This window comes from Pseudothermotoga elfii DSM 9442 = NBRC 107921 (genome assembly GCF_000504085.1).
GTDB classification, from domain to species: domain Bacteria; phylum Thermotogota; class Thermotogae; order Thermotogales; family DSM-5069; genus Pseudothermotoga_B; species Pseudothermotoga_B elfii.
Genome location: NC_022792.1, coordinates 1926982 through 1951697 on the forward strand (window position 1 = coordinate 1926982; position 24716 = coordinate 1951697).

Below are 24716 nucleotides of genomic sequence, written 5' to 3' on the forward strand. Positions count from 1 at the left end.
CATGATGCGCTCTATGTTCAGCGGTGTCGCTGGCATGAGAAATTTTCAATACGCTATCGACGTAGTTGGCAACAACATAGCCAATGTGAACACCGTGGGATTTAAAGGTTCAAGGGTAACTTTCCAAACGGCGCTCCTCCAAACCATGAAAGCAGCCCGGAGTCCACAAAACAACATTGGCGGCACAAACCCAATACAAATCGGTCTCGGTTCACAGCTCGCGACTATTGATAAAATAATGACCCAAGGTTCATTCGAAAACACCGGTAACAAAACAGATCTCGCAATTCAGGGAGACGGATTCTTCGTACTCAGTGATGGTAGCCAGTACTATTACACGCGAGCTGGCGCACTCTCTGTTGATACGAATGGAACGCTGATTCAGAGCTCAACAGGCTACAAAGTGCAGGGTTGGAGAGCTATACAGGATCCAGCTACCGGTACGAGATATGTTGACACAAACCAACCAATAGGTGACATAGTAATAAGTGCAGGAATGACCATGCCCGCAAACGCAACAACCAGTGCGACAATGGAAGGAAATCTCAATTCTTCTGTTGGGCCAACACCGTTTTCGATGACAGTTACTGATGAAGATGGAAACGAACATTCTGTGAGGTTTGTCTTTTCAAAAACCGACGATGATTTTGTAAGGCAGACTGATCCATTTTCAACCAAGCAAAGTTATACATGGACGGCTTACGACGAAAATAACGCTGTCGTATCCGTGGGCTATATAGTTATGAATCAATATGGCAATGTTGATGAAGCTGGAGTATATCAAAACCTGAGTGCTACAGCTACCACAGATGGTCAGCTAACACAGACAGATGTATCAGGCACTATCCCAGCTGATGGAGATTATCACGCAGTTGTTCTCGATAGCAATGGCAATGTGATTTTCAGTGATGCTGTACCGATAAGTGGCGGAAATTTCACAATAAGCGATTCCGATATTGTCAACGGTCAAAATTATACTGTTATTTTCTATGATGAAACAACAGCCAGCGATGAATTCACTGTTGCTACCGGTGCAAATATTTCAATCCCAACGGCTGGAGAAGCAAGGTTTTATGAGTCAGATAATCCATCAAATTACAACGTGCTTTCCTATGAAAGCCCGAAATATGTAACAGCGGTTCAAATGTATGATTCACTTGGAAATGCCTATTCAGTTTATGTGGAATTCACAAGAATAGGTGAATTTGGTAATATGAAAAACGCATGGATATGGAAAGCTTATACAGCAAGTGGTGAACCAATAACATATATTGATGCAAACGGCCAGAGTAGTGACGGAACAAACAACTATGTTGGCGGAATTATCAACTTCAATGAATCTGGAAGGATCAGCGGCATGTACGGAGTTACATGGGACGGAAGCCAACTTACAGTCGGTAACACTGAACTTCGAACGATCAGCTTTTCTGCATCTCATCGTGGTGATAGTAATGTTACTGCGGCAATTGACTTTTCGTCCATGACACAATTTTCTGGAAGTAATTCTGCCGCCTTTACCTATCAAAATGGAAATGCACTTGGAACATTGCAGTCTTTTGCAATAAATGAAAATGGTGAAATCATAGGCACCTTCAGCAACGGTTTGACAGATATTCTTGGCCAGGTGGCTCTGGCAGTTTTCAATAACCCGGCGGGTCTAACAGAGATCGGCGATTCGTTATACATAACCAGTTCAAATAGCGGGCTTGCACAGATTGGGACCGCGGGCAGCGGTGGAAGAGGCACACTTATACCAGGAGCTCTTGAAATGTCAAACGTTGATCTTGCAGAAGAATTTACGAGAATGATCATAGCCCAACGTGGTTTTCAGGCCAACGCGAGGGTTATAACAACAGCTGATACCATTCTTGGTGAGCTTGTTGCATTGAGAAGATAAGGTGATATTAAATGATCTGGCTCACACATCTGCGAGGAAAACAATTTGTTTTGAATGCTGAAATGATTGAATCAATAGAAGCGCTTCCAGACACAACAATTACTCTGTTCAACGGGAGAAAATATATCGTTTTGGAAAAGATCGAAGAGGTTGTCGAAAAGGTGATAGAATACAAAAGAAAAGCGTATCCTATGCCCGATGTTTTAAAATATTTACCCAAGCAATAGGCAGGTGGTTTAATGGATATTTCAACAATTCTTGGCATATTTATGGCTTTTGGTATGATTGTGTTTGGTATAATCGCAAACAAATCTTCACTTGGAGTTTATTATAACCTGCCATCACTTTTCATAACCATAGGAGGCGCAATAGCTTCCACAATCGCTTCTCACCCAAAGGAAAAGAGTTTCAAAATAATCCAGGTGATGATGTCCACTTTCAAAGAACCAAAGATTGACAATGTTGGATTGGTCAGGACCCTTGTATCTTTCTCTGAAAAGGCAAGACGCGAAGGATTGCTTTCCCTGGAAGAAAATCTGAACGAAATAGAAGACCCATTCATGAAAAAGGCGCTCCAACTTGTCATAGATGGAACAGATCCTGATTTGCTCAAAAATATGATGGAGACAGAAATGGATTTGATAGAAGAAGATCTGGCTGGCGAGAAAGCTCTGATGGATTCAGCGGGGGCCTATGCTCCTGCATATGGTATGATAGGAACTCTTATAGGTTTAATAGCAATGTTGAAGACCCTGAACAATCCTGAGACACTTGGGCCTGGTATGTCTGTGGCGCTCATAACTACTTTTTATGGTTCTATACTGTCAAACGCTGTTTTCTTACCCATGGGTGAAAAAATAGGTAAAAGGGCAGCAAAAATTCTCAGGCAAAAACAAATGATACTGGAAGGGGTCCTTTCAATTCAAGCAGGAGAAAACCCAAGAGTTCTGGAAGAAAAGCTCAAATCATTCCTTACAAATCAGGAAAAAGTTGTTTACGAAGCAGCCATACAGGAGGCAACTGCGTAATGCCAAGAAGAAAAAAGCAACCGGAAGTACCCAAGGGCAGCTGGCTTACAACATATGGGGACATGGTGACATTGCTTTTGACTTTTTTCGTCCTGCTATTTTCAATGTCAACCATAAGCCCTGGCAAATTCCAGCAAGTGGTTGTGGGAATAAGATCCGCTCTGACAGGAATGCCTCCAAGTGTTTTAACTGGTGGAAAGAGTCTTTCAGAAGAACCTTTGATAACTTCGCAAAGAGGGGTGTATCAAGAATTAATAAGAATTGCCGAAGAGTATAAAGGAAAAATAACGATTCAGGAAAAAGATGAGGGTACTGTTATAATTATGCAGGACATGGCGTTTTTTTATCCTGCAAGTGCTAAATTAACACCAGAGGCGAAAGAATTACTTGGAAAAATAGGATCTATTGTGATAGAACATACAACAAATGTGCTTCAGATATATGGATACGCAGACGATCAACCGCTATCTCAAGATTCAATATATGTTTCAAACTGGCATTTGAGCTCCGCAAGAGCCTCAAGCGTTGTACAGTTCTTTACAGAGGAGCTAAAAAAAAGAAGATCTGTGGAAAGGCTTGCAGATATCAGGGCTGGTAGATTTGATCCGGAATATTTTTACGATTCCCAAAGATTTTACCCGATAGGGATGGGAGATTGGCCAATAAAAAGAGAAATACAGGCGTTGCGAACATACATAGACAGTGAAAAACAACTTGCAACTGACAAGCTTCAGCAGGGGCAGATAAATCAAAATCTTTACAATCAAACCATAGAAAGACTTGATAGCGAATATCTGGCACGCCTGGTACAGCTCAGGAATCAGTACAGAAGGATTGATATACTTATAAAGAGGGAAAAAGCAAAGTAGGTGATACAATGGCTGACGAAGAAAAAAAGAAAAAAGGCTTTGGTGGCTTGTTAATGATGATACTTATCCCTGCCGTGGTGGCTGCTGGTGTGACTATTGTCACCATAATGATGCTTGGTACAAATTTGACCAACCAGCGTCAGGAAACAACTGTCACAACTCCTGTGGAAATTAAGGCGGTTCTGATACAATCCGGGACTTACCAAACATTCATGCTGAAAGGCGGAAAAGAGGTTGCAGTGATCGATTCTCTGAGTTTCACTGTTGCGAGTGATGCCTGCAGAGCTGCCATAGGAAGCAAAAATGATGAAATAATGGATGGTTTGATGCTAATTTTTCTAAGCAAAGACAAATCTGAATTGAATACAGCTGCTGGTATCGAACTTTTGAAGAAACAAATAAGGGCCATGGTGAATGAAATTACAGGTTTTACGGGAGATAGAGAAAGGCTCGGCGTGATAGGAGTATATTTATATATAAAGGCCATCAGCTCCGTTGAATGAGGGGTGATGATGTGTCCGATGTTCTCAGTCAGGATGAAATAGATAAATTATTACAGGCAATAAGCTCTGGAGAAGTCACAGTAGATGAAATCAAAAAAGAAGAAACCAAGAAAGTCAAACTGTATGATTTCCGAAGGCCGAGTAAATTTTCAAAAGAGCATATAAGGGTCTTCGATATGATTCATGAAAATTTCGCAAGATCCATTTCTACATACCTTTCAGGAAGGGTTAGAACGTTCACAAACATAAATCTTGCTAGCATAGATCAGATATCATATGAGGAGTTTATAAGATCTCTTCCTGCTCCATCATTCATTACTGTTTTCAGTGCGCCTGAATTTGTTGGGAGCGCTATTTTAGAAATGAATCTGGAGATCTTCTACACGATTTTAGACTTGATTCTCGGTGGGCCTGGCATACCCAATGTGAAACGTACACCTTCAGACATAGAACTTTCTATAATGAGAAAAGAAGTTATGAATATTCTCACAAATCTATCTCAAGCCTGGAGTGAAGTTTATCAATTTGTTCCAACTATCGAAAGCGTGGAAAACAATCCACAATTTGTCCAGATTGCACCTCCAAATGAAATGATTTTGCTGGTGTCATTGTACGTTACAATTGCAAAAACGGAAGGATTTTTAAATATATGCTGGCCATCTTCTTTAACAGAGCCTTTTATGGACAAACTCTCTTCGCGAACATGGTTCACAGCAAAAAGAGAGCAATTGTCCGAAAAAATGCTTGAAGATTTAAAGCAAAATGTAAAAACCATGAAAATGAAGATATCGGCGATTTTGGGAGAAGCGATTCTCAGCGTGAAAGAAATTCTGGACCTTGAAGTTGGAGATGTCATAAGGCTGCAGACTCATAAAGATGATGATGTAATGGTTGAAGTCCAGAGCAAACCGAAATTTATGGCTCGACCAGGTGTCTTTAAAGGCTATAGAGCTGTTAAAGTTACCCGGATTCTGAAGCCGGAGGTGGAAGAAAATGAACAGTGATTTTCTGACACAGGATGAATTAAATGAACTTTTAAAAGGATTAAGTGACACCCTGAGCGAACATGACCAGGAAGCAATCAAAGAAATATCGAATTTGATAATTGACTCTTCAACAGCAGCCCTCGGCATTGTGATCGGCAGAGAGGTAAAAGTGACTTTGGTAGAAATCTCTCAAAAAACCCTGAAGGATTTGTTATCATCTTTCGATGAAACGATCGTCGCCGTTCAGATAGAGTTCTCAGATGGCCTGAAAGGGGAATTTTTGATATTGTTCCCACAATCACTCGGTGCTCGTATTGCAGACATGATGATGGGCGGGTCTGGTGAACCTGAAAGTTTCGAGCTGGATGAAGTAAGGTTGAGTGCAATAACTGAAACAATGAACCAGATGATGGGATCTTCTACCACTTCTCTTTCAGAACAAACTAAGAAAAAGGTCTCTATCTCCAAACTGAAAGTTGATCTTGTGAAAAAAGATGAGGAACCCGTTCTTAATTTTAATCTTGCCCAGGTACTGGCGTATGTTGCTTATGAAATTGACCTGGAAAACTCTCACAAATCCAAAATCCTGTTGATTGCACCTGCCCTGTTTTTCAAAGACATATACAAAATCATTCATCCTGCTCAGGAACCAGAGAAGGAAAAAGAACAGAAGAGAGAGGAAGAAAAAGTAAAAGTTCAGCCGGTTCAATTTCAAGAATTTGATCAATCTCAGAGAGCCGCAGTTTCTACACCATCGGAATTTTCCGATAAATTAGAACTGCTTTTAGATGTCCCTCTGAAGGTAGTTGTGGAGCTCGGCCGCGCAAAAATGACACTTAAGCAGGTTTTGGAAATGAATATAGGATCTCTGATAGAGCTGGATAAATTAACGGGCGAGCCAGTTGATATTCTCGTAAACGGAAGACTTATAGCAAAAGGCGAAGTCGTGGTAGTTGATGAAAATTTCGGTGTTCGAATAACAGAGATAGTTACACCAAAACAAAGAATCTATTCTATAAGGGAGACGAACGGACTTTGATGAAAAGACAGATAATCTTTTTTGTGACATTGATCACAGTATCGTATCTTGCTAATCCAATATTTGATTTTGTTCAGAGCATAGCAGGTTGTCGCGATTTTTACGCACAATTTCAAATTTTAGCCAGAGTGAAAAGTGGCGAAGATTACCAGAATTTGTCGATGTCTGCTGAAGCGGCTATTAGAAATCTGGAAGATTTTTATTTGCTCATAAAAGAACCTGTGGTGCTTTCAGATCTGTCTTTTGTATACATTGCAAGAACAAAGCGGCTTTACTCTTCTTTTCCCGGGTATATTGATATGGAAAATATAGAGATTCCCGTTGAAAATATTCTGACGATTTTTGAAAGCATATTCAAAATACTGCAAACTCCCTTGGTGATAACCAAATTTGATGATAACAGCATAACTATAAGTCCCACATCATTTGTTCTCAATCAGGCATCTGAACCGGTTGTCTTCAAACTAAAAATTGAAGAAGGAAATTTAAAAGAATTCACCATGACTACATCCAAAAGCAATGACGAGTACATAAAGATACAGATAAACAAATTAATTCTTTTTGCAAATATCGATCAATATTTTCATCTTGCACGTTGAACGGAAAGAAGATTTTCGATCCCCCACGAAAACAGCTCTGGAAACTCCCTTCTGGAAAAATTATCATCGGAGAGTATCTCAGCATAAGTCACGGTTCCGGCAAGCAATCTTTTTATCTTTGAAAGATACCTGACCATTAGATCTATACTGACCATTCCCATTGGCTCTCCATGACCCGGAATAACCCAGTTAAAATGTCTTCTTCTCAGATCTTCCAGAATTGTTATCCATTGTTCTAAATTACTATCAGAAACTATTTCCGGATGAAATCCATTGAAAACAAGGTCACCAGCAACAAGAATTTTTTCATCTCTCACTATTACAATAGAGGAATCTGGTGTATGTCCCCCGAGTTTTGCTATTTGAAGATACTCATCACACCAATCTTCTTCAAAAGTAATAGAAGGAAGCACAGGTTTTTTAATCATAGGAAGATCTTTCAGATAATCTGCATCCATCAGAGACATTTTTTTCTTGGTCAAAGATGAAGAGAGTATTTGAACATCATCAAAAACAATATTCCCAAAACAATGATCTGGATGATAGTGGGTATTGATAATCAAATAGATTCTTTTTTTCAAAACACCTTCTATAAATTCTCTTATTTTACGAGCTTTTTCTTCAAAAAGAGAGGTGTCAACTACGATTGCCCCCTTTGAGTCGACGATAATCACAACATTTGCAGAACCATCTCCCCCTACCACATAAACTTTGTTACTAAGTTTTTGAATCATATATACCCTCCTGACTCTGATATAATCTTCTTGTTATAATTCTTTAAGAGAGGATGCTTTTCCTTGAGAAGTGCTCTATTATTTGGCTATTATGGATATGGAAACCTTGGCGATGAGCTTCTGTGCGAATCAGCGCTTGATATCCTGGGCAGGACATTCGATAAAATCTACATTCTTGTCCCAAAACACAAAATTGAGGATTACACAAAAAAAGGTGTTGAACCAGTCAATAGATTTGATTTTATCTCTATTTTCACCGCGATTTTGCACAGTAAAGTTGTTGTGTGTGGAGGAGGAGGTATATTTCAGGACCAGACGAGTCTGAGAAGTTTTTTATACTATGCTTCTATTGTGATAGTTTCCACACTTTTTAGAAAACCTGTCGTATTGCTTGCTAACAGCTTGGGACCCGTAAAAAGAAAATTTTCCAGAAAGATTTTGAGATACATACTATCACGAAAGAACGTATACTTTATCGCGCGGGATCCTGTAAGTGCCCGGTATGGAAAATTGATGAGCCAAAATATTTTTGAAGGAACAGATCTCGCCATAAAAAGCCTTTCGAAACTACCCTTAGAGGTAAAAAAATCTTCTCAGGTGAGTTTTTGTCTCAAAGAAGAAATCAATCTATCGAATATTCTGAGCTTTCTCAAAAATATTGGTCTAAAAAGATTTTTACTGGTTCCCATGAGCCCTCAGGATGAAAAGGTCTGCGTTAAATTAATGGAGAAATATCCAGAACTCGAGTTTTCAAAAAAACCGTTAGAAGCCATAACCTGTTCTTCTCTTGTTATATCTCAGAGGATGCATGGCTCTCTTATAGCAGCTTACTATGGTATTCCATTCGTTAGTGTAGATAATTCCAAGGCGAGCAGATTCATGAAAAAATATCTTCCTGATTATCCGGGATATACCAGCAAAGCTGATACTAATATTATCACCGCAATTTCAAAAGTAATAAATATGCCTGTGTCAGTGGATAAAAAAATGCTCGAAGACGCTAAAGAGATGGAAGAAAAATTGATCAAATTGATTAGAAATCTTCAGAGATGATAAAATAAATCCCTTGTTTTATGGATTAATCAGGCGCCCCATGAACAAAATCAAATCGTAAGTGCTGTCGTATATAAAAAAAATAAACGGTCTATCCGCCCTAAATTCCACCGGTTTTTTTGGAGCCATCTTGATATTAACTATAGTAGCAGTTGCCGCAGCCGCCTGTGTTCCCTCTTCATATACCTCTATAAACGATTGATGAATCACATCTTTGATTTTCAGCATTTTTGTACCGTCCATTTTCGAAAAATCGGCTTCATCTGTAAAAGCATCAACAATACCCATGCTCATAAGTGTTCGTTTCAGATTGAATCTGCACTCTGTTTTGAATTTCGGAATATGAACATTCACTTCCGTCGGTTTTAAATTACTCCTCCATTTTTTAAAGAGATCTAATGAAATATTTTTCTCTATCTGGCTCAAATCTTTATCTTCTTTTGGAAGCACGATTATCATCGAGATCTTATTTTTCGCATAAGGTAACTCAAGAACCTGAACTAATGAATCTTCTGTATAGTTAGCTGTGATATTTTTAAACATCATATCTACTTCTTTTTCTTCGTTCTTAGAGATATGAAATAATTCCTTTCTGGTTGAAGAAGGATCAAACGGATTCAGCCATAATCCTTTAAAATATATAGCGTTTGTCAAAACAAGCCTTGTTAGTGAATCTATATCGTCCGGCTTTATCAAATCTCTAATCTTGTTATTCGTTTTTGCCTCTATCCATTCATTTATCTTTTCTCTTGCTTCATCTTTGTGGTTCGCAAAGTCGACATAGTTGATCCATGACTGGTAATACTTTTGTATCTGTTCGACAAACTCTTTTAGAAAAGGATATCCTTCCTGAAGCCACATAGAATTCGCAACAGATAGTTGATAATTTTCATTTGATTGATTTAAAGATGTAGTTAACTGTGAGAAATTGCTGAGCAACGTCTCGTCATCGAGATCGAAGTGAAGAACATTTTTCATCTGCTGTGCTGTATCAGAATCTGCACCAATATAAGTCATTGCAAGAGCTGAACTGATACTGAATGGAGAAAAAAATATGTTTCCCGGCTTTTCTGACAGAACTTTGTACAAATCAACTCCAAAAAGATTGCTTGAATCCTGGACTATGCCGAAACCTATAAAGATTAAACTGGTTAGAAAAGCCGTTAAGAAAACTTTTTTCATCTCTATCCCTCCCTTGATTCTACAAATAAGACTTAGTTCTTTCAAAAAAGTTTCAATCATTTTTTAGAGATATGCACGTAAAGATCAGATCTATACCAATATTATGAAGACAGATCCGTCTGGATAAGCTTGTCCAACAATAATATTACTGATTTTGGAAATTTCGCCTTCTATAAAGACTTAATGTTATTTCTCAAAATAGCCTCTTACAAAGCTCTTTCTGGAACTTACTCGAGATTAACTTCGTCATGGACAATTTTTTAAACTGTATCTGCAGCAGACTAATAATCTAATCAAATTCATGAATTTCATTGAGTTCTGCTATGTAGATTATCACACCTGTGGGTAAAATATTATAATCGTGATACATTTCACAAAAAAATGTTTTACAGCGCCCTTCTTTCAAAAAAACAAGGTATTATCTATTACGGGAAAAAAATCACGATATAAGAAGGTGACACAGTGGATTTTTTATTCAGTAATGAGCAATTACTTGCAAAACAGCTTTTCGAAGAATTTACAGAAAAAGAGGTTAAACCTCTTGCTGCAAAAATAGATGAAGAGGAAATTTTTCCACTTGAAACTATCAAAAAAATGGCAAAACTTGGCATGCTTGGTATCCCATTCCCAAAAGAATCTGGTGGATCAGGAGGAGATTACATAACATATATTTTACTTGTAGAAGAACTTGCCAAGGCCTGCGCTTCTACCTCGATAATAGTTTCTGCCCATACGTCTCTCTGTTGCTGGCCCATATTCACTTATGGGAATCAAAAGCAAAAGGAAAAATATCTCAGGCCATTGTTGCAGGGTACGAAAATAGGTGCTTTTGCCCTTACTGAGCCAAATGCAGGTACAGATGCTGCAAGCCAGCAAACAACAGCAAGACTTCAGGATAACCACTATGTGCTGAATGGCAGTAAAGTGTTTATAACAAACGCTGCTCACGCCGATGTATTTATAGTTTTTGCAATGACAGATCGTTCGAAAGCTACCAAAGGAATAAGCGCTTTCATTGTTGAAAGAGGTTTTGATGGTTTCAGAATAGGGAAAATAGAACATAAAATGGGAATCAGAGGATCTTCTACAGCCGAACTTGTTTTCGATAACTGTAAAGTTCCCAGGGACAATTTGCTTGGTGAAGAAGGTATGGGATTCAAAATAGCTATGTCAACTCTGGATGGTGGAAGAATAGGAGTTGCTGCGCAGGCTCTGGGAATAGCCGAAGGAGCTTTTAATGAATGTGTTAAATATATGAAAGATCGTAAACAGTTTGGGAAAACACTTTCCAGTTTTCAGGGATTGCAATGGTATATAGCAGAAATGGCTACACAAATAGAAGCAGCAAGAAATCTCGTCTACAAAGCTGCATGGAAAAAGCAAAACAATCTTCCTCACACCGTTGATGCTGCAATGGCAAAGCTGTTTGCATCAGAGATTTCCATGAAAGTAACCACGACAGTTGTCCAAATTTTTGGAGGGTATGGCTACACAAAAGATTATCCCGTAGAAAGAATGATGAGAGATGCAAAAATCACACAAATATATGAAGGTACATCAGAAGTCCAGAAAATGATCATAGCATCACATGTTTTGAAATGAGGTGAAATAATGAAAATTCTGGTTTTCATAAAACAGGTACCGAACACACATGAAGTAAGAGTTGACCCTAAAACAGGAACATTGATACGTGAAGGTGTGCCCTCAATCATAAATCCGGAAGACAAAAACGCTTTAGAATTGGCATTACAATTGAAAGAACAAATAAAGGCTCACACAATAGTTGCAACAATGGGGCCTTCTCAAGCAGAATGGTCACTTCGAGAATCACTCGCTATGGGTATAGACGAAGCATATTTGATAAGTGATACAGCCTTCGCTGGCTCCGATACACTGGCAACAAGCCTTGTGCTTGCCGCTTTTGCAAAAAAAATTGGTTTTGATTTAATTCTGACCGGCAGGCAGGCAATAGACGGAGATACAGCTCAGGTTGGGCCAGAAATTGCGGAACATCTACAAATTCCACATGTTACATATGTTGAAAAAGCTGAATTTTCAGGAGATTTTGTGAAAGTTCAAAGAGCATTGGAAGATGGTTATGAAATAGTGAAAACCAAACTACCGTGTCTTTTAGCTTGCAGTAAAGACTTAAATATTCCAAGATATATGAATATGAACGATTTGTTCGGTTGTTTTAAAAAAACTATTCAAACCCTGAAACTTTCAGATCTTTTCTTAAAGAGAGAAGACGTCGGTTTAACGGGTTCTCCAACGAAAGTGAGAAAAACTTTTACAAAAGGACCCAGAAAAGAGGGAAGGAAGATCGAACTCAACCCGTACGAATCAGCCGAACAGATTTTCATAGAATTGCAGAACAGGCAACTCGTATAACGGAGGAGATATCATATGGGCGTATGGGTTATATCAGAATACAGAGAAACTTTGCAAAGAGTCAGTATGGAGCTTATAGGAAAAGCAAGGGAACTTTCAGATGAATTGAATGAAGAGCTTACGGCAGTGGTTCTCGGATGGAAAATTTCCGATTGCGCAGATTTTTTAATTCAACACGGAGCAGATCACGTCATTTTTATAGAGCACGAGCTACTTCAACATTATACCGCAGGTGGATATACAAAAGTTTTGAGCAAACTCATCAACGAGAGAAAACCATCGATAGTTTTAATAGGTGCAACTCATATTGGTAGAGATCTTGCCCCAAGGCTCGCCGCAAGATTAAAGACAGGCCTGACAGCAGACTGCACCCATCTTGAAATCGACCCAAATACGAAAAATCTTCTCATGACCCGTCCTGCTTTTTCCGGAAACCTGATGGCTACTATTGAATGCCCCGTGCACAGGCCACAGATGGCGACTGTGCGTCCCGGCGTCTTCCCGATGCCTTGCGCAAATTCTTCAAGAAAAGGAACTGTGGAGTCCATTGAACCAGATTTGAACGATGAAGATTTGCTTGTCATTGTTGAGAAAGTCATGAAAATTGAGAAATCATCGATTGACATCTCTGAAGCAAAAATAGTTGTTTCTGGCGGTAGAGGCGTTGGCGGTAAAAAAGGATTTGATATACTCCACGAACTTGCCGAAGCACTCGGTGGCACAGTAGCCGGATCAAGGGGTGCTGTTGAAGCAGGATGGATTGAGAAAGAAAAACAGGTGGGGCAGACAGGAAAGATTATTAAACCAGAGCTGTACATAGCATGCGGTATATCAGGTGCTATTCAGCATATAGCTGGAATGCATGAAAGCGAATATATTATTGCTATAAACAAAGATCCTGAAGCACCAATTATGTCTATAGCCGATCTTGCTGTTGTTGGAGATTTGCACAAAATAGTACCTCAACTTACCAAACTTATCCGAGAACATAAACTTTCCTGTAAAGCTTTAATTGCATGAGCAACCTCTACCACATAAACACACCTTCTCGCGACAGTCGGGGCTCTGTGAGCCCCGATTTTTTAAAGTAAACGTGCTCGTCTTTTTTTTCTGAAATCAATACCAACAATCAACCGATCTGTATTGAAAATCCTTGTGATTAAAATAACTAAGAAAGCAGCGAGAATACCATTATAAACACATCCATAGAAAACAAAAGAGCGGTTTTCAAACAAAAGGTTTCTTATAGACAGCATTGGATGAGTAAAAGGTATAGCAAAAACAGCTATCTTCAACGGAAGTGACAGAGTCGAAAAGTCTTTAAACATAGTTATGAGTCCACTGAAAACAGCAAGCGCCGTCAGTGGAAAAGTCATCGTCTGAGCACTTTTGAAATCCTTCGAGAGAATACCTAAAAACATTGCCAAGCTAATTCCACAAAGCAAAGCCGTGAAAAGTGACAACCCAACCAGTACGTAATCAACCATAGAAAGTGTCAAGTCAAGGTTGCCTGTGGAACTTGCCGTTAAAGGTTTCATATAAAAACTAAAACCAACCATATAAATAGATGCCATAACTAAACCTGCTATAGCAGCAGCCAGTATTTTTGAAAAAACTATATAGCTTCTTTTCACTGGCATGGTCAAAAGAGTTTCTAATGTCTTGTTTTCTTTTTCCAAACCCATTGAAGATATCACAGTGCTTCCAGCCATGATTATCAACATCATTATCACAACAGAAGTCATTGTTGATTGAGAACTGGTTAAATTTAGCAACTGGGAAGGCGACGCACCATCAAAGACTCTCCCCTGAAAAATTGTTGCATCTACTTTTTCAACAGGATCAAGTACGAGCTGTGGATTTTTAACATTATACTGGTTCATAAGGATAATCGTTATTTGCTTCTCAACGTTACTGGCAAAATTCTCAAGAACACTCGAAGAAATCGTGTCCATAATACCGAGTCCCTTGAGCAACCAAAAAATCTTTATTCTCGCTTTCTCACCTGACTTGATGCTATCTGTAAAATTCTCCTCAACAAGAAGAAGAGCTGAACCGCTCTGGTTTCTCAAAACGTCGAGTCCGCTTTGCAAATCTTTTCCTGTGTAAACAACTTCTGCAAAGCTTTCTATGCTGCTTTGAACAACTCTTCCATATTCTCCTCTGTCCATGTTCACTATTGCCACAACAGGTTTTTTCGCCACTTCTTTTTCTATATTTCCTATACTTCCACCTATAGAAGCGTACACGAAAGCAAGAACAATTACCACTATAAGATTTCCTATGGTGAGAACCTCTCGAAGTTCTTTTTTCAACAAGTTTGCGAACATCTTATCACCTCTGTGAAAACTTCTTCTATATTAACAGCGTTAAATTCTTGCTTGAGTTGTACTGGAGAGCCTATTCTGGCTATCTGTCCTTCATTTATAAGAGCAATTCGATCACAGAGAAATTCCACTTCAAGCATGTTATGAGAAGATAAAAGTACCGTTCCACCATTTTTCGTATAATCCTTTATTACTTTTCTAACTTCATGAGCATTCAGGACATCCAAACCAGAGGTTGGTTCATCCAGAATCGCAAGTTTCGGATTTACCATAAGTGCTCTGGCAATCAACAATCTTCTGATCATACCTTTACTGTATGTGCTTACTTTCGAAGTGATTCTGTCTTTCAATTTTGCTATCTGAACACCTTTTTCAACCATATCTTTGAGCTCAGCCTCATCTCTGGCAAAAAATCTGGCAATGAATCTCAGATACTCCAGGCCAGTTAACTCTTTATAAGCACCAGCATCTTCAGGAAGATAACTTATAAATTTTCTAACATCATCAGGAGATGAGGTTACATCATATCCAAAAACCTTCACGCTACCAGAGTCCGGTTTCAACAAAGTTGAGATTATTCTCAAAGTCGTGGTTTTACCAGCACCGTTCGGGCCTATTAAACCAAAAATCTCTCCTCCGTCTATCTCAAATTTCACGCCTTTCAAAGCTTGAAAAGTTCCGTAGCTCTTTTTCAGATCAATTACTTCAACCACTTTCACAAAACCACCTCCATTCAAGTGTGTTGATCCTAATCTCTTTTCTTAGATACTTTTTGCCTGTACATACTTATATCTGCGCTTTTCAGGATCTCTTCAAAAGTTGCCTGAGACTCTACCGATCCTTCGGCCAGGCCATAACTGATGGAAATTTTAAGCCCGGAGACGTCATCTATTTTCGTATCTGAAAGAGCCGATTCAATACGCCTCATAACATTCTCGGCTTCATTTAAATCCGCATCATCAAATATAATTGCAAATTCATCTCCTCCTATCCTCAGAGCAACATCTTTTTTTCTGATAACAGCTCTGAGTTTTTCCGCAATTATTTTGAGAACTGTATCCCCAACACTATGACCGTAATTATCATTTATATCTTTCAACCCGTCAACATCTATAAAACAAATCACAAACCTCTTTTGAGAATCTTCAAGATTTGCTCTATACCTAAGTAAAAATCTGTAATTATAAAGACCTGTTAAGGAATCTATAAGAGCTTCTGATTTATATTTTTCAAGATCTTGCTCCAAAAGCTCGTTAGCGAGTTTTTGGGAAATCATCTGGCTAACGACACTCTTTTGCATTTCCTGGAAAGATCGTTCCAGCTCATAAACTTCTTTTATTCGCGACTCAGGTTTGCCAGGTGCTTCTTTGGCGAGCGGATTGTTCCTGAATTTTTCGATTCTATCCAGTAATTTTGCTATTGGCAACAGAATTCTTCTAAATTGCCTCAGGTTTATGAAAACACTTATCAGAACGGCTGAAACTATCGCACAACTGAAGATAAAAATTAGTTGAGTCTTAAACAGAGCAAGTTCTTTAAAATTGAGCAAAATTAGAGCTCTAACAGTAAAGTGAACACTATAGCTGCTCCAATCTATTTTTCCTTCTTCTGTTAATGGAATCCAATTTTTGTACAGCTTGAACATGGAATCTCCTATAGATTCAACAAAATAATCTCTTTCAGACTGAACCTTAGAAAAATTTTCCATTTCATGTTCATCAAGTTTTACAGAATGACCAAATGGAAGAAAAGAAACACTGTAAAGCCTGATTTCTTCAATATATTTGCTGCTCTCAATAATATTGTTTAGATTCTTCCACATTTTTTCTACTAAAACAGGTTTTATACTGAATCCTATTTCTAAAATCCAGTCATTCGACAATTTTTTGTATACAAAAATTCGTGGTCTGTTTGTTCTAACCTCAAAACTGAGATTTTCCAGAAGAACCTGACCTTTTTCCATAGAACTCAGCTGACTCTGCCAATATCTGGGAACAGCCTTTGAAAGATCAAGAAAAAGATCTGTAGCATAATTGGTTCTCTGAATTATTCCATCTGGATCGATCAAGTACCAGTTTGCTTTTTCAAGGTACAGGGATCGTTCGATGTCAGTCTGGCTGTTTATAAAATCTGTCAGATATTCATCCGAAACATTGAAATCTTCTTCAAGCTCTTTTCCAACAGATTCAAGTAATTGTGCTGCAAACAATTTATAAGAAACATCAAAAGTCTGAACTGTTCTCTGCCATTCATCTATATAAGCGGAAACATAATTAACTGTACTTTCAAAAACCGGCTCAAAGACATATTTATTATAAAATTTTTCCAGAAGCAAATTAATGGCAAAAAAAGTTCCAATAATAACTGTACAGGCAAAAATTACCTGATTTTTCAGCAACAATGAAAAAAACGAAGATTTCTCATTTTCATGTTTTTTCATGTTCAAACCTCCAGCCAGCAACCAATTGTTTTAAAATCAGGAAGAATGCATGGCAAATTAATTATACCCGTCTTCCGAATTCTATCATAAGCTATTATCAGATTAGACAACGGGGTGAAAGGTAATGAATGTCTTGCTGAAAGTTTTCTTGACGTTTCTAAAAATCTCATCTTTAACCCTCGGCGGTGGATATGCAATGATTCCAGTGATGCAATGGGAAGCAAAAAAGATGGGGTGGAGCAATGAGGATGAATTCTACGAAGACCTATCGATTGCTCAAACTATACCAGGTCCTATAGCTTTTAACACAGCTATCATGGTAGGAAAAAGAGTGGCTGGCATCCCTGGGGCTCTACTCGCTGGTATTGCTGTAGTCTTACCACCATTCTTCGCCATCGTTGCTGTGGCAAGTGTAATTAAGCCACTATCGAATAATATCTATGTTCGAGGATTTCTCAAGGGCTGCTATGCGGCGGTAATTGGCCTCGTGTTTAATGTTTTTTACGGATTGATAAAAAAACAGAAGTGGACTATTTTCAAAGTAGTAATTGTAGCTGCTGGTGTGATTTTATTGATATTGAACAATGATCTTCTCATACCTGTTTTCGCAGGGGTGTTATTTTTTCTTTATTTCAAGGGAGTTGAGTAAATGATTTTGAAATTAATATTGACTTTCTTGAAGATTGGTTTCTTTGCCTTCGGTGGTGGATGGGCTGTTGTTGGTATTCTCAAATACGAAATGATCGAAAAAGGTATTCTCTCTGCTGAGGAATTTTCTCAAGCCATATCAATTGCACAGATGACACCAGGACCAGTTGCTATCAATCTTGCAACCTATACCGGTTACAGATATTATGGATTCACAGGAGCTCTTCTGAACACCATAGCTTTTTTACTGGCACCTATTGTGATAATCGCTGTAATATTCTATTTATCAGGCAGAATAAAAATAAACAAAAATAAATGGTCTTCTTCTCTTATGGGAGTTACGACTGTAATGGTTCTGGTAACTGTTTACTCTTTAATCTCACCAAACATAAAAGATTTATGGACATTACTTATAGCCTCATTTACTTTTTTTTGCATTAATAAACTCAAAATACACCCTCTTATTTTGATTTTTGCGTGCGGATTGATTGGCTCATTTGTTTATGGAGTGTTATAATTAAACAAATCTGTCCACAGGGGGGATTTCCATGAAAAAAGCCATTTTGATTTTATTAGTTCTGCTGTCCATAACATTATTAGGCTACGAAGCAGAAATGAATTTTTTGAACTACAGGTCGATTATTTACAGAATCGTGAGCGGAGAAGAAATGATACTTACTGGTTTTGAGACAAAGAGAATTAATGGCAAATATGAAGTTACTCAGTGGACAAAATTTGCAGTAGATGAAGGTCAAGATGTCACCTTCGAGCAAGTAGCTGCATCGTATCTTGCAATAGCCTTCGGATATATATACAATCCTGCCTTTCAGCCTTTTTTCCAGATGATAGATCTGGACAATCCAACTACACTGAATATGTACAACATAAAAATCGTTTACGAAGGTGATGAAAAAGTTGCTGGCTATGTGGGTAGGAAATTTTCGTATTATGTGGATGACGAACTGCAGATGACATGGGTTGTAAGTAAGCAAATCGAACTTGTACTTAAAGTAATTATACCCACAGAAAATTACACAGTAGAACTCGTCAGTTTTGAAAAATGGTGACACAGCTCATAAGCTACAAATAGTTTACTTGATTATATCTGCTATAAACTTGTGCACTACAGCAGAAGCAACTCCATGTTCCCAGTCTGCTTTTCCAAGTGTGAAAGTAGCATTGTTGATAAATTCTTTATTAAAATTTTGTATCACGTAATCTTCAATTATATCAATCATTTTTCTGTTAACCATGCCTTCACCCAGAAAAACAACACGGGCAGGTTTTAGAACCATCATAAGATTTCCAACAACAGTGGCAAGTTTTCTGAGTGGATCATTGTAAAAAGCTTTTACCGACATGAAATCTCGTGAGGCAATTGTTCTGATTTGCTCTATTTGAGATCTGTATTTTTCTTCTTCGTTTCTCGCAAAATCTTCAAAATTTATTTTCTCACCACAAAATCTTTTCAGAACAGCGTACTCTGAGGCATGGTACTCAAGACACCCGGTCTGACCACAGTAGCATTTCCCCTCTGAAGAAATAATTGTATGGCCAATTTCAAAATGTCTTGTTTGGCCTTTCGCCCATGCACTTGCACCTATACCCGTTCCATAAGTTACAACGAGAAAATCTTCTTTTACCGCTTTAGAAACCGAGTAACATAAAGCATCAACATCGTTCATAAGAATAAATCTCTTTATACCAAGTTTCTTCATCAAAAGTTCCTTGATATCCAGATTCCGCACGTTCATTAAATGAGACACAACTATCCTGCTATCCTCGACTATACCCGATGAACATACGCCTATTCCAAGTAATTGATTACATCTAAGTTTCTCAACCACTTCTTTTATAGCTTCTGTGTAACCATCGTTATTTCTTATTTCCGAAAGAATTTTAATACTGTGATTTCTGATGGGGATCATCCGTGCATCAAAAAGTGTCCCTCTAACTTCTTCTCTTCCAACTTTTATACCAGCCGTAAACCAGCTACCTGGATTGATTTTCAATACTCTTGCTGGTCTTCCTCTACCTTGAAGCAATTCCTCACTTTCGAGAAAACCTTCTTCTTCGAGCTCTCGAATTATATAACTGAGCGTACTCAAAGCAAGATTTGTGATTTTTGCAACGCTGGCACGTGAAATTCCATCATGTTCAAAAATAGATAGAAGAACATCTTTCTTGTTTTTCTTTCTCACAGCAGGTGCTGGCACTCAATTCACCTCAAGACTTCATTGAAAAGTTTTATATAATTAGCCAGATTAACAGTTATTATGAATTTCTCTATAACAGTTTTTCTCCCGTTTTCTCCCATTGTTTTTCTGAGCTCTTCATCCTCTATCAATTTTCTCACAAATTCTGCCAGATCTTCAACGTTCCATGCAAGATATCCATTTTTGCCATGAGATATCTGTATTTTTATGCCACCAACAGGCCTCGCAACAACAGGAACCATTTTGTAAAGAGCTTCACTTATAACAAGCCCGAATCCCTCTCTTGTTGCGGTATGCAGGGCAACAGTGCTCATTCTTTGTATTGCGTTAACCTCTCTATTACCAACACCATTCAGATTAGTGCAGAAAAATATATCTTTATCTGTGCCAGCATATCTTGCAACTTTTTCAAAAAAGATCCATCCTTCCGGATCGTCACTTGCCATGGCTGACACTATTGCAAGCTGAACCTCAGGAATAGATTTCTTGACCAGTCTATAAACGTCAATTGCTGAAAATAAATCTTTCCAGGGATCAAATCGGGCAACAACAGTTATCAGAGGTTTGTTTACATCTATGCCCAGTGTTTTTAAAAGTTTTCTTGAAAATTCATCATCCAGATGAATATTTTTTTCACTCAGCGGATCTATGCTTGGAGGAAAAGCAACACACCTGCCAGCCATTTCCTTAGGAAAATATTCTTTTAAATGGAAAACAAGTTTATCGTAATTTTCCACATATCTACTGAATTTGTTCCACACAGCCTCATTCGGTGTCGATAAATCGATATGACATCTCCAGATCCATTTTGCTCTTGCTTTTGAAAAAATCTTTATAGCAGCCGGCTGTGGGTCATGTATGACTACAATATCAGCTTTTTCGTCCACAATATTTTTGTTCTTCTCACACACGCTCTGGTAAAATTCCCACTCTTCATCAGTTATCTCAATGGATGCTCCCTGAAGGGTATTGTGAAATTTTTTCGTTATATTGAAAAAATCATTGGAAGCTTCTATAGCATGCCATTCTGCATCTATACCCACAGATCTCATAAGCGGCACAAGGTTCTGTAATATTTCAGCCACACCGCCACCAAATGCCGTGGCATTGACATTCACAACTTTCAGACCGGTCAAATTCTTAGCGGATTCTTTAATTTCATCTACTTTATCACCTATAATTTTTCTGTATTCTTCTACACTTTTCTCACACAACTGAACCTTCATTCAATCTCCTCCCGTTTATTTCAGTGACCAGCCAACCATTCCTTTTATATAGTATCTCTGTAACAACAGATAGATAAGTATTGGAACTACCATAACTATTATCGCCGCGGAAGATAAAAGCCCCCAGTCTACATGGTAAACCCCTCTCATAAGAGGTATTCTCTGCGTCGCTAACAATTTATCAGGAGAATATATGAGTATCAACGCCAGAAAGAAATCGCTCCAGACCCATGAAAATTGTAATGCAAAAGCTGAGCCCACAGCAGGAAGTGCCATCGGAAGAACTACTCTGAAAAATATGGTTATATCGTTCGCGCCATCTATACGTGCAGCTTCTTCCATGGCTCTTGGTATGGTGACAAAAAAGTTTCTCATAAAAAATGTGATCCATGGTATACCCCAGGCAGTGTGTACTATTATTAGCCCTGAGTAACTGTCTATCAAATTTAACCAGTTCATAAGCTGAAAAATTGGAACAGCTATCGTTTGCTGAGGAAGAGCAAGTGTTATAACAACGAGCGCAAACAAAGATTTTCTAAATCGAAATCTGTAGCGTGAAAATCCGTATCCAGCCATAGTTGCAAGTATCAGAGGAATAAAAGTTGCCGGAATGGCAACAATGAGAGAATTCATCATGCCCTGTTTCAGTGAAGCAGTTGGATGATTCCAGGCGCCCACAAAGTTATTCAACGTTGGATGAAATGAATCAAAATTCCACCAGCCATTAAGCAATTCATCAAGCGGGCGTGTAGCTGTCATCAGAACACCTATGAAGGGAATTATCCAGATCAAACCTATTATCCATCCAACTACTGTCCAGAGAACTTTTTTATTCATGATTGATCATCCCTCACAGATTTAAGCAAAGACAAACTAACTGCAAGCGTTGAAAGAGTCAATATCACGGCGACAACAGCAGATCTGTTGAAATCAAGTGCTCTAAAAGCATATGTGTACATTTGCAATGCCAAAACATTTGAAGCCCCTCCTGGACCTCCCATAGTAGCAACATAGACGATATCGAACACTTTCAGTTCCCACAATAAGGTCATTGTAGTTACAACCACAGTAATTGGTTTAAGTAAAGGTACTGTTATATTCGTGAATACTTTCCAAGCAGAAGCACCATCGAGTTGAGCGGCTTCATAATAATCTTTTGGAATTGTTTCTAAACCAGCCGAATAAAGCACAACTGAAAAACCTGTCCACAACCACACTGATCCAAATATAAGAGATAAAAGAGCTGTGTTTGGATATGCAGTCCACGTCTTACCCTGAATTTTGAACAACCCAAGAACACCGTTCACTATACCAAGATTTCTATCGAAAATAAAATTTATCATCACACCACCAACAATCATTGGCATAACCATTCCAAGAAAAATAATCGATTTTATAATAAATCCACCTCTGACATTTCTCAAAAGCACTGCAAGTACCAGACCGAGAATCAAAACAAGAGGCAGATGAATTGCTATCCATAGTAAATTGTGAATAAGGGCTCCCAGGGGAAATCCCCGGGAAAAACCCTCTAAATCAACTATTTCACGACTTGAAAGAACCTGAAAATAATTTTTCAATCCAACAAAATCTCCGTCCGAATTAAAAAAACTCAGGACCACAGTTCTTACAACCGGATATACTACAAAAACAAGCAGCATCAAAATAGCAGGCATCACAAAAAACAAAACATATCTTTTTTTCGCCTTCATATTCTCACTTTTTCGGTGCTTTATCCTGCAAAGTTCTTATTACATCGTTTATCCTGCCCGGTTGTACCCATAGCAATTTCAACTGATCCCAGAATGCAGGTTGGAATTCTCCACCAATCGAATCATCCAGGTCTGGTAAAGCAGTTATGCCTTCTATTATCTTAGCCACTTCTCTATCAACAGGAGGATAGTTGGACAAATCTATACCTTTTGCTGTCGCGATATGTCCACCCTGTTTTACCTGGAAAGCCTGACCTTCTGGGCCGCATAGCCATGCAATGAGTTTCTTGGCTTCTTCTGAATGCTGGGTGTACTTGGGTACGAATGCATAATCTGCACCAAATACAACTCCCTTTGCACCGGGCAGCGAAAAAACTCCGAGATCGTTGGGATCATCTACCATACCGGTTATCCAGCTACCCATAAAGTACAGCGCATAATCTCCTGCCCACCACTGTTTCAGTACAAGTGTCCATTCTGTCGGTTCACCAAAGTATTTTTTATCGAGTAAATACGTCAATTTGTTCATTGCATTCATAACTATATTGCTATCCCATCGTATGTTTCCCTCGATCAAATCATATTGAAGCTCAGGACCTCCAAAAGTTACAAGGAAATGCTCTGTTACATCAGACAGTGGCCACCCAACACCGTCACCACTTGCTATCGGAGCCTTTATTCCAGGTATTTTTTTGATCTTTTCGAGCAAGCTGATGAATTCGTCCCATGTTCTCGGCGGTTGCAAGCCATTTTTCTCGAAGAACGATTTTCTATACCAGAATCCTGGTTTGACCTTTCCGGTGTAGGCTGCCCCATAGAGTTCTTTTCCAACTTTCACAGCATCAAGTGAGCCAGGTAAATAATTTGCTTCGTTCAGGACATCTGTCAATGGCATTATATGACCTTTCTGTCCATATTCTCTTATAAAGCTTGCCCACATGAAAATAACATCTCCAGGAGCCCTTTTTGCAGCAAACTGTGCCGGCAACAAATTTGCAAGATCTTCCGCTCGATAGATTTTGTACTCCACATCAATACCGGTTTGTTTCTCAAATTCCTGAAGCACAGACACAAATGCATCCATCTCGGCGCCTGACCAAGGGCCAATTACGGTAAGCGTTGCAGCGCCCAAGATTACCACATATAGCAAAGCAGAAAAAACTATCCACTTTTTCATAAACCTTCCCTCCCCGCCTGGCTGCACGCCAGAATTTTGTCGTAACATGAATTAACCCCATAGAAATAATATCACCTTTATTGTTACATGTCAAGTCGGCGCAAAACAAATTATCAGATCAGGAAGGTCAAAATAAAGCTTCTGCGCTCAGTCATTGTTCGCCATAATTTGGTACGACACATATAAACGATGATGGTCTGTCATCTATGTTGACAAACTGATGTTCTTCATCAGGTTCTACAAAAACAAAACTTCCACTTTCTATTACTTCTTCTCCATCCTTGGATCTAATCTTCAATTTTCCCTCTAAAACAAAAACTTCATGTTCCCAACTGTGATTATGATAAGGTGTAGACGCACCGGGCTGAAGTGTGAACAATCTCATTGTGAAACCGGGCGCACCATCCTTTTCCCCAATCAAAATTCTTTTAACAACTTTCCCCTCAAAAAATTTTTGTGGACTAACATTTTCACGATTACCTATTTTCAAGAAAATCGCCTCCCTGTAAATAATAATAAGCCTAAGGATTATTATACAGGTAAAATAAAGGGCGATCTTCAAGATCGCCCTGAGTGAATCTTTATAAAGTTTCTCTATGTGTCAAAAGGAGGGTGGGGGGTCCTATTCATCTTCCAACACTTTAGACACAGACATTCCTATCAAAGTTCAAAATATTTTTGTGAAATGA

27 protein-coding genes are annotated in these 24716 nt (G+C 38.6%); 15 read left to right on the plus strand and 12 right to left on the minus strand.

The window, feature by feature from the left end; all coding sequences use genetic code 11:
- The first annotated feature begins 1 nt into the window (after position 1).
- Genes TEL01S_RS09405 through TEL01S_RS09440 form a run of 8 tightly spaced genes read left to right on the plus strand, consistent with a single transcriptional unit; the run spans position 2 to position 6921 of the window.
- Positions 2-1897 carry a flagellar hook protein FlgE gene (locus tag TEL01S_RS09405; RefSeq protein ID WP_028843704.1) on the plus strand — a complete coding sequence of 632 codons (1896 nt, stop codon included), beginning with the start codon at positions 2-4 and terminating at the stop codon, positions 1895-1897.
- 11 nt (positions 1898-1908) lie between these two features.
- On the plus strand, positions 1909-2124 hold the full coding sequence (locus TEL01S_RS09410) for a flagellar FlbD family protein (RefSeq protein ID WP_012003851.1): 216 nt from the start codon (positions 1909-1911) through the stop codon (positions 2122-2124).
- A gap of 12 nt (positions 2125-2136) precedes the next feature.
- Positions 2137-2925 carry a motility protein A gene (locus TEL01S_RS09415; RefSeq protein WP_012003852.1) on the plus strand — a complete coding sequence of 263 codons (789 nt, stop codon included), beginning with the start codon at positions 2137-2139 and terminating at the stop codon, positions 2923-2925.
- Complete coding sequence (locus TEL01S_RS09420; protein WP_028843703.1) at positions 2925-3794, plus strand: flagellar motor protein MotB; 870 nt, start codon at positions 2925-2927, stop codon at positions 3792-3794. The genes TEL01S_RS09415 and TEL01S_RS09420 overlap by 1 nt, the downstream gene beginning before the upstream one ends.
- A gap of 8 nt (positions 3795-3802) precedes the next feature.
- Positions 3803-4297, plus strand: a complete 495-nt coding sequence (locus tag TEL01S_RS09425) for a flagellar basal body-associated FliL family protein (RefSeq protein WP_028843702.1) — start codon at positions 3803-3805, stop codon at positions 4295-4297.
- A gap of 11 nt (positions 4298-4308) precedes the next feature.
- On the plus strand, positions 4309-5301 hold the full coding sequence (fliM, locus tag TEL01S_RS09430; RefSeq protein ID WP_028843701.1) for a flagellar motor switch protein FliM: 993 nt from the start codon (positions 4309-4311) through the stop codon (positions 5299-5301).
- Entirely contained in the window at positions 5291-6322 is a 1032-nt protein-coding gene (gene fliN, locus TEL01S_RS09435) for a flagellar motor switch protein FliN (RefSeq protein WP_012003856.1), read from the plus strand. Before fliM ends, fliN begins: the two co-directional genes overlap by 11 nt.
- Positions 6322-6921 carry a hypothetical protein gene (locus TEL01S_RS09440; protein ID WP_144313093.1) on the plus strand — a complete coding sequence of 200 codons (600 nt, stop codon included), beginning with the start codon at positions 6322-6324 and terminating at the stop codon, positions 6919-6921. The genes fliN and TEL01S_RS09440 overlap by 1 nt, the downstream gene beginning before the upstream one ends.
- On the opposite strand, the gene TEL01S_RS09445 is transcribed toward TEL01S_RS09440, so the two are convergent.
- Positions 6906-7655 (minus strand): MBL fold metallo-hydrolase, encoded by a 750-nt coding sequence (locus TEL01S_RS09445; RefSeq protein ID WP_028843699.1) that lies wholly within the window; start codon positions 7653-7655, stop codon positions 6906-6908. The two genes, TEL01S_RS09440 and TEL01S_RS09445, sit on opposite strands and share 16 nt — an antisense overlap.
- Positions 7656-7718: 63 nt before the next feature.
- Here TEL01S_RS09445 and TEL01S_RS09450 point away from each other — a divergent pair, with 63 nt between their 5' ends.
- Positions 7719-8708 (plus strand): polysaccharide pyruvyl transferase family protein, encoded by a 990-nt coding sequence (locus tag TEL01S_RS09450; RefSeq protein ID WP_012003859.1) that lies wholly within the window; start codon positions 7719-7721, stop codon positions 8706-8708.
- An 18-nt stretch (positions 8709-8726) separates the two neighbouring features.
- Here the strand turns inward: TEL01S_RS09450 and TEL01S_RS09455 are convergent, their stop codons facing one another.
- Entirely contained in the window at positions 8727-9890 is a 1164-nt protein-coding gene (locus tag TEL01S_RS09455) for a serpin family protein (protein WP_028843698.1), read from the minus strand.
- 462 nt (positions 9891-10352) lie between these two features.
- Between TEL01S_RS09455 and TEL01S_RS09460 the strand changes: the two genes are divergently transcribed.
- Genes TEL01S_RS09460 through TEL01S_RS09470 form a run of 3 tightly spaced genes read left to right on the plus strand, consistent with a single transcriptional unit; the run spans position 10353 to position 13301 of the window.
- Positions 10353-11492 carry an acyl-CoA dehydrogenase gene (locus tag TEL01S_RS09460; RefSeq protein ID WP_028843697.1) on the plus strand — a complete coding sequence of 380 codons (1140 nt, stop codon included), beginning with the start codon at positions 10353-10355 and terminating at the stop codon, positions 11490-11492.
- Positions 11493-11501: 9 nt separating this feature from the next.
- Positions 11502-12281 (plus strand): electron transfer flavoprotein subunit beta/FixA family protein, encoded by a 780-nt coding sequence (locus TEL01S_RS09465; protein WP_028843696.1) that lies wholly within the window; start codon positions 11502-11504, stop codon positions 12279-12281.
- A 15-nt stretch (positions 12282-12296) separates the two neighbouring features.
- The gene (locus tag TEL01S_RS09470) at positions 12297-13301 is read left to right on the plus strand and encodes an electron transfer flavoprotein subunit alpha/FixB family protein (protein ID WP_028843695.1); all 1005 of its coding nucleotides are present in this window, start codon (positions 12297-12299) and stop codon (positions 13299-13301) included.
- 62 nt (positions 13302-13363) lie between these two features.
- Here the strand turns inward: TEL01S_RS09470 and TEL01S_RS09475 are convergent, their stop codons facing one another.
- The 4 genes from TEL01S_RS09475 to TEL01S_RS11060 are packed head-to-tail and all read right to left on the minus strand — an operon-like array spanning position 13364 to position 17218.
- Positions 13364-14611, minus strand: coding sequence for an ABC transporter permease (locus TEL01S_RS09475; RefSeq protein ID WP_028843694.1), 1248 nt, complete (start codon positions 14609-14611; stop codon positions 13364-13366).
- Positions 14593-15327, minus strand: coding sequence for an ABC transporter ATP-binding protein (locus tag TEL01S_RS09480; RefSeq protein ID WP_028843693.1), 735 nt, complete (start codon positions 15325-15327; stop codon positions 14593-14595). Before TEL01S_RS09480 ends, TEL01S_RS09475 begins: the two co-directional genes overlap by 19 nt.
- A gap of 29 nt (positions 15328-15356) precedes the next feature.
- Complete coding sequence (locus TEL01S_RS09485; protein WP_038051483.1) at positions 15357-17048, minus strand: GGDEF domain-containing protein; 1692 nt, start codon at positions 17046-17048, stop codon at positions 15357-15359.
- A gap of 2 nt (positions 17049-17050) precedes the next feature.
- Positions 17051-17218, minus strand: a complete 168-nt coding sequence (locus tag TEL01S_RS11060; protein WP_169728187.1) for a hypothetical protein — start codon at positions 17216-17218, stop codon at positions 17051-17053.
- A 26-nt stretch (positions 17219-17244) separates the two neighbouring features.
- Between TEL01S_RS11060 and TEL01S_RS09490 the strand changes: the two genes are divergently transcribed.
- Genes TEL01S_RS09490 through TEL01S_RS09500 form a run of 3 tightly spaced genes read left to right on the plus strand, consistent with a single transcriptional unit; the run spans position 17245 to position 18763 of the window.
- Complete coding sequence (locus tag TEL01S_RS09490) at positions 17245-17697, plus strand: chromate transporter (RefSeq protein WP_232504361.1); 453 nt, start codon at positions 17245-17247, stop codon at positions 17695-17697.
- Positions 17698-18213, plus strand: a complete 516-nt coding sequence (locus TEL01S_RS09495) for a chromate transporter (protein WP_144313094.1) — start codon at positions 17698-17700, stop codon at positions 18211-18213.
- A 31-nt stretch (positions 18214-18244) separates the two neighbouring features.
- On the plus strand, positions 18245-18763 hold the full coding sequence (locus TEL01S_RS09500; protein WP_028843690.1) for a hypothetical protein: 519 nt from the start codon (positions 18245-18247) through the stop codon (positions 18761-18763).
- A gap of 24 nt (positions 18764-18787) precedes the next feature.
- On the opposite strand, the gene TEL01S_RS09505 is transcribed toward TEL01S_RS09500, so the two are convergent.
- From TEL01S_RS09505 to TEL01S_RS09530, 6 genes are all read right to left on the minus strand, one after another.
- Complete coding sequence (locus tag TEL01S_RS09505; RefSeq protein WP_028843689.1) at positions 18788-19912, minus strand: ROK family protein; 1125 nt, start codon at positions 19910-19912, stop codon at positions 18788-18790.
- 5 nt (positions 19913-19917) lie between these two features.
- Positions 19918-21138 carry a glycosyltransferase gene (locus TEL01S_RS09510; RefSeq protein ID WP_028843688.1) on the minus strand — a complete coding sequence of 407 codons (1221 nt, stop codon included), beginning with the start codon at positions 21136-21138 and terminating at the stop codon, positions 19918-19920.
- A gap of 15 nt (positions 21139-21153) precedes the next feature.
- The gene (locus tag TEL01S_RS09515; protein WP_012003872.1) at positions 21154-21975 is read right to left on the minus strand and encodes a carbohydrate ABC transporter permease; all 822 of its coding nucleotides are present in this window, start codon (positions 21973-21975) and stop codon (positions 21154-21156) included.
- Positions 21972-22850 (minus strand): carbohydrate ABC transporter permease, encoded by an 879-nt coding sequence (locus tag TEL01S_RS09520; RefSeq protein WP_012003873.1) that lies wholly within the window; start codon positions 22848-22850, stop codon positions 21972-21974. Before TEL01S_RS09520 ends, TEL01S_RS09515 begins: the two co-directional genes overlap by 4 nt.
- A 4-nt stretch (positions 22851-22854) precedes the next feature.
- Positions 22855-24027, minus strand: coding sequence for an ABC transporter substrate-binding protein (locus TEL01S_RS09525; protein ID WP_028843687.1), 1173 nt, complete (start codon positions 24025-24027; stop codon positions 22855-22857).
- A 151-nt stretch (positions 24028-24178) separates the two neighbouring features.
- Positions 24179-24517: a cupin domain-containing protein gene (locus TEL01S_RS09530; RefSeq protein ID WP_028843686.1), complete on the minus strand. Its 339-nt coding sequence runs from the start codon at positions 24515-24517 to the stop codon at positions 24179-24181.
- Between the last annotated feature and the right edge of the window lie 199 nt (positions 24518-24716).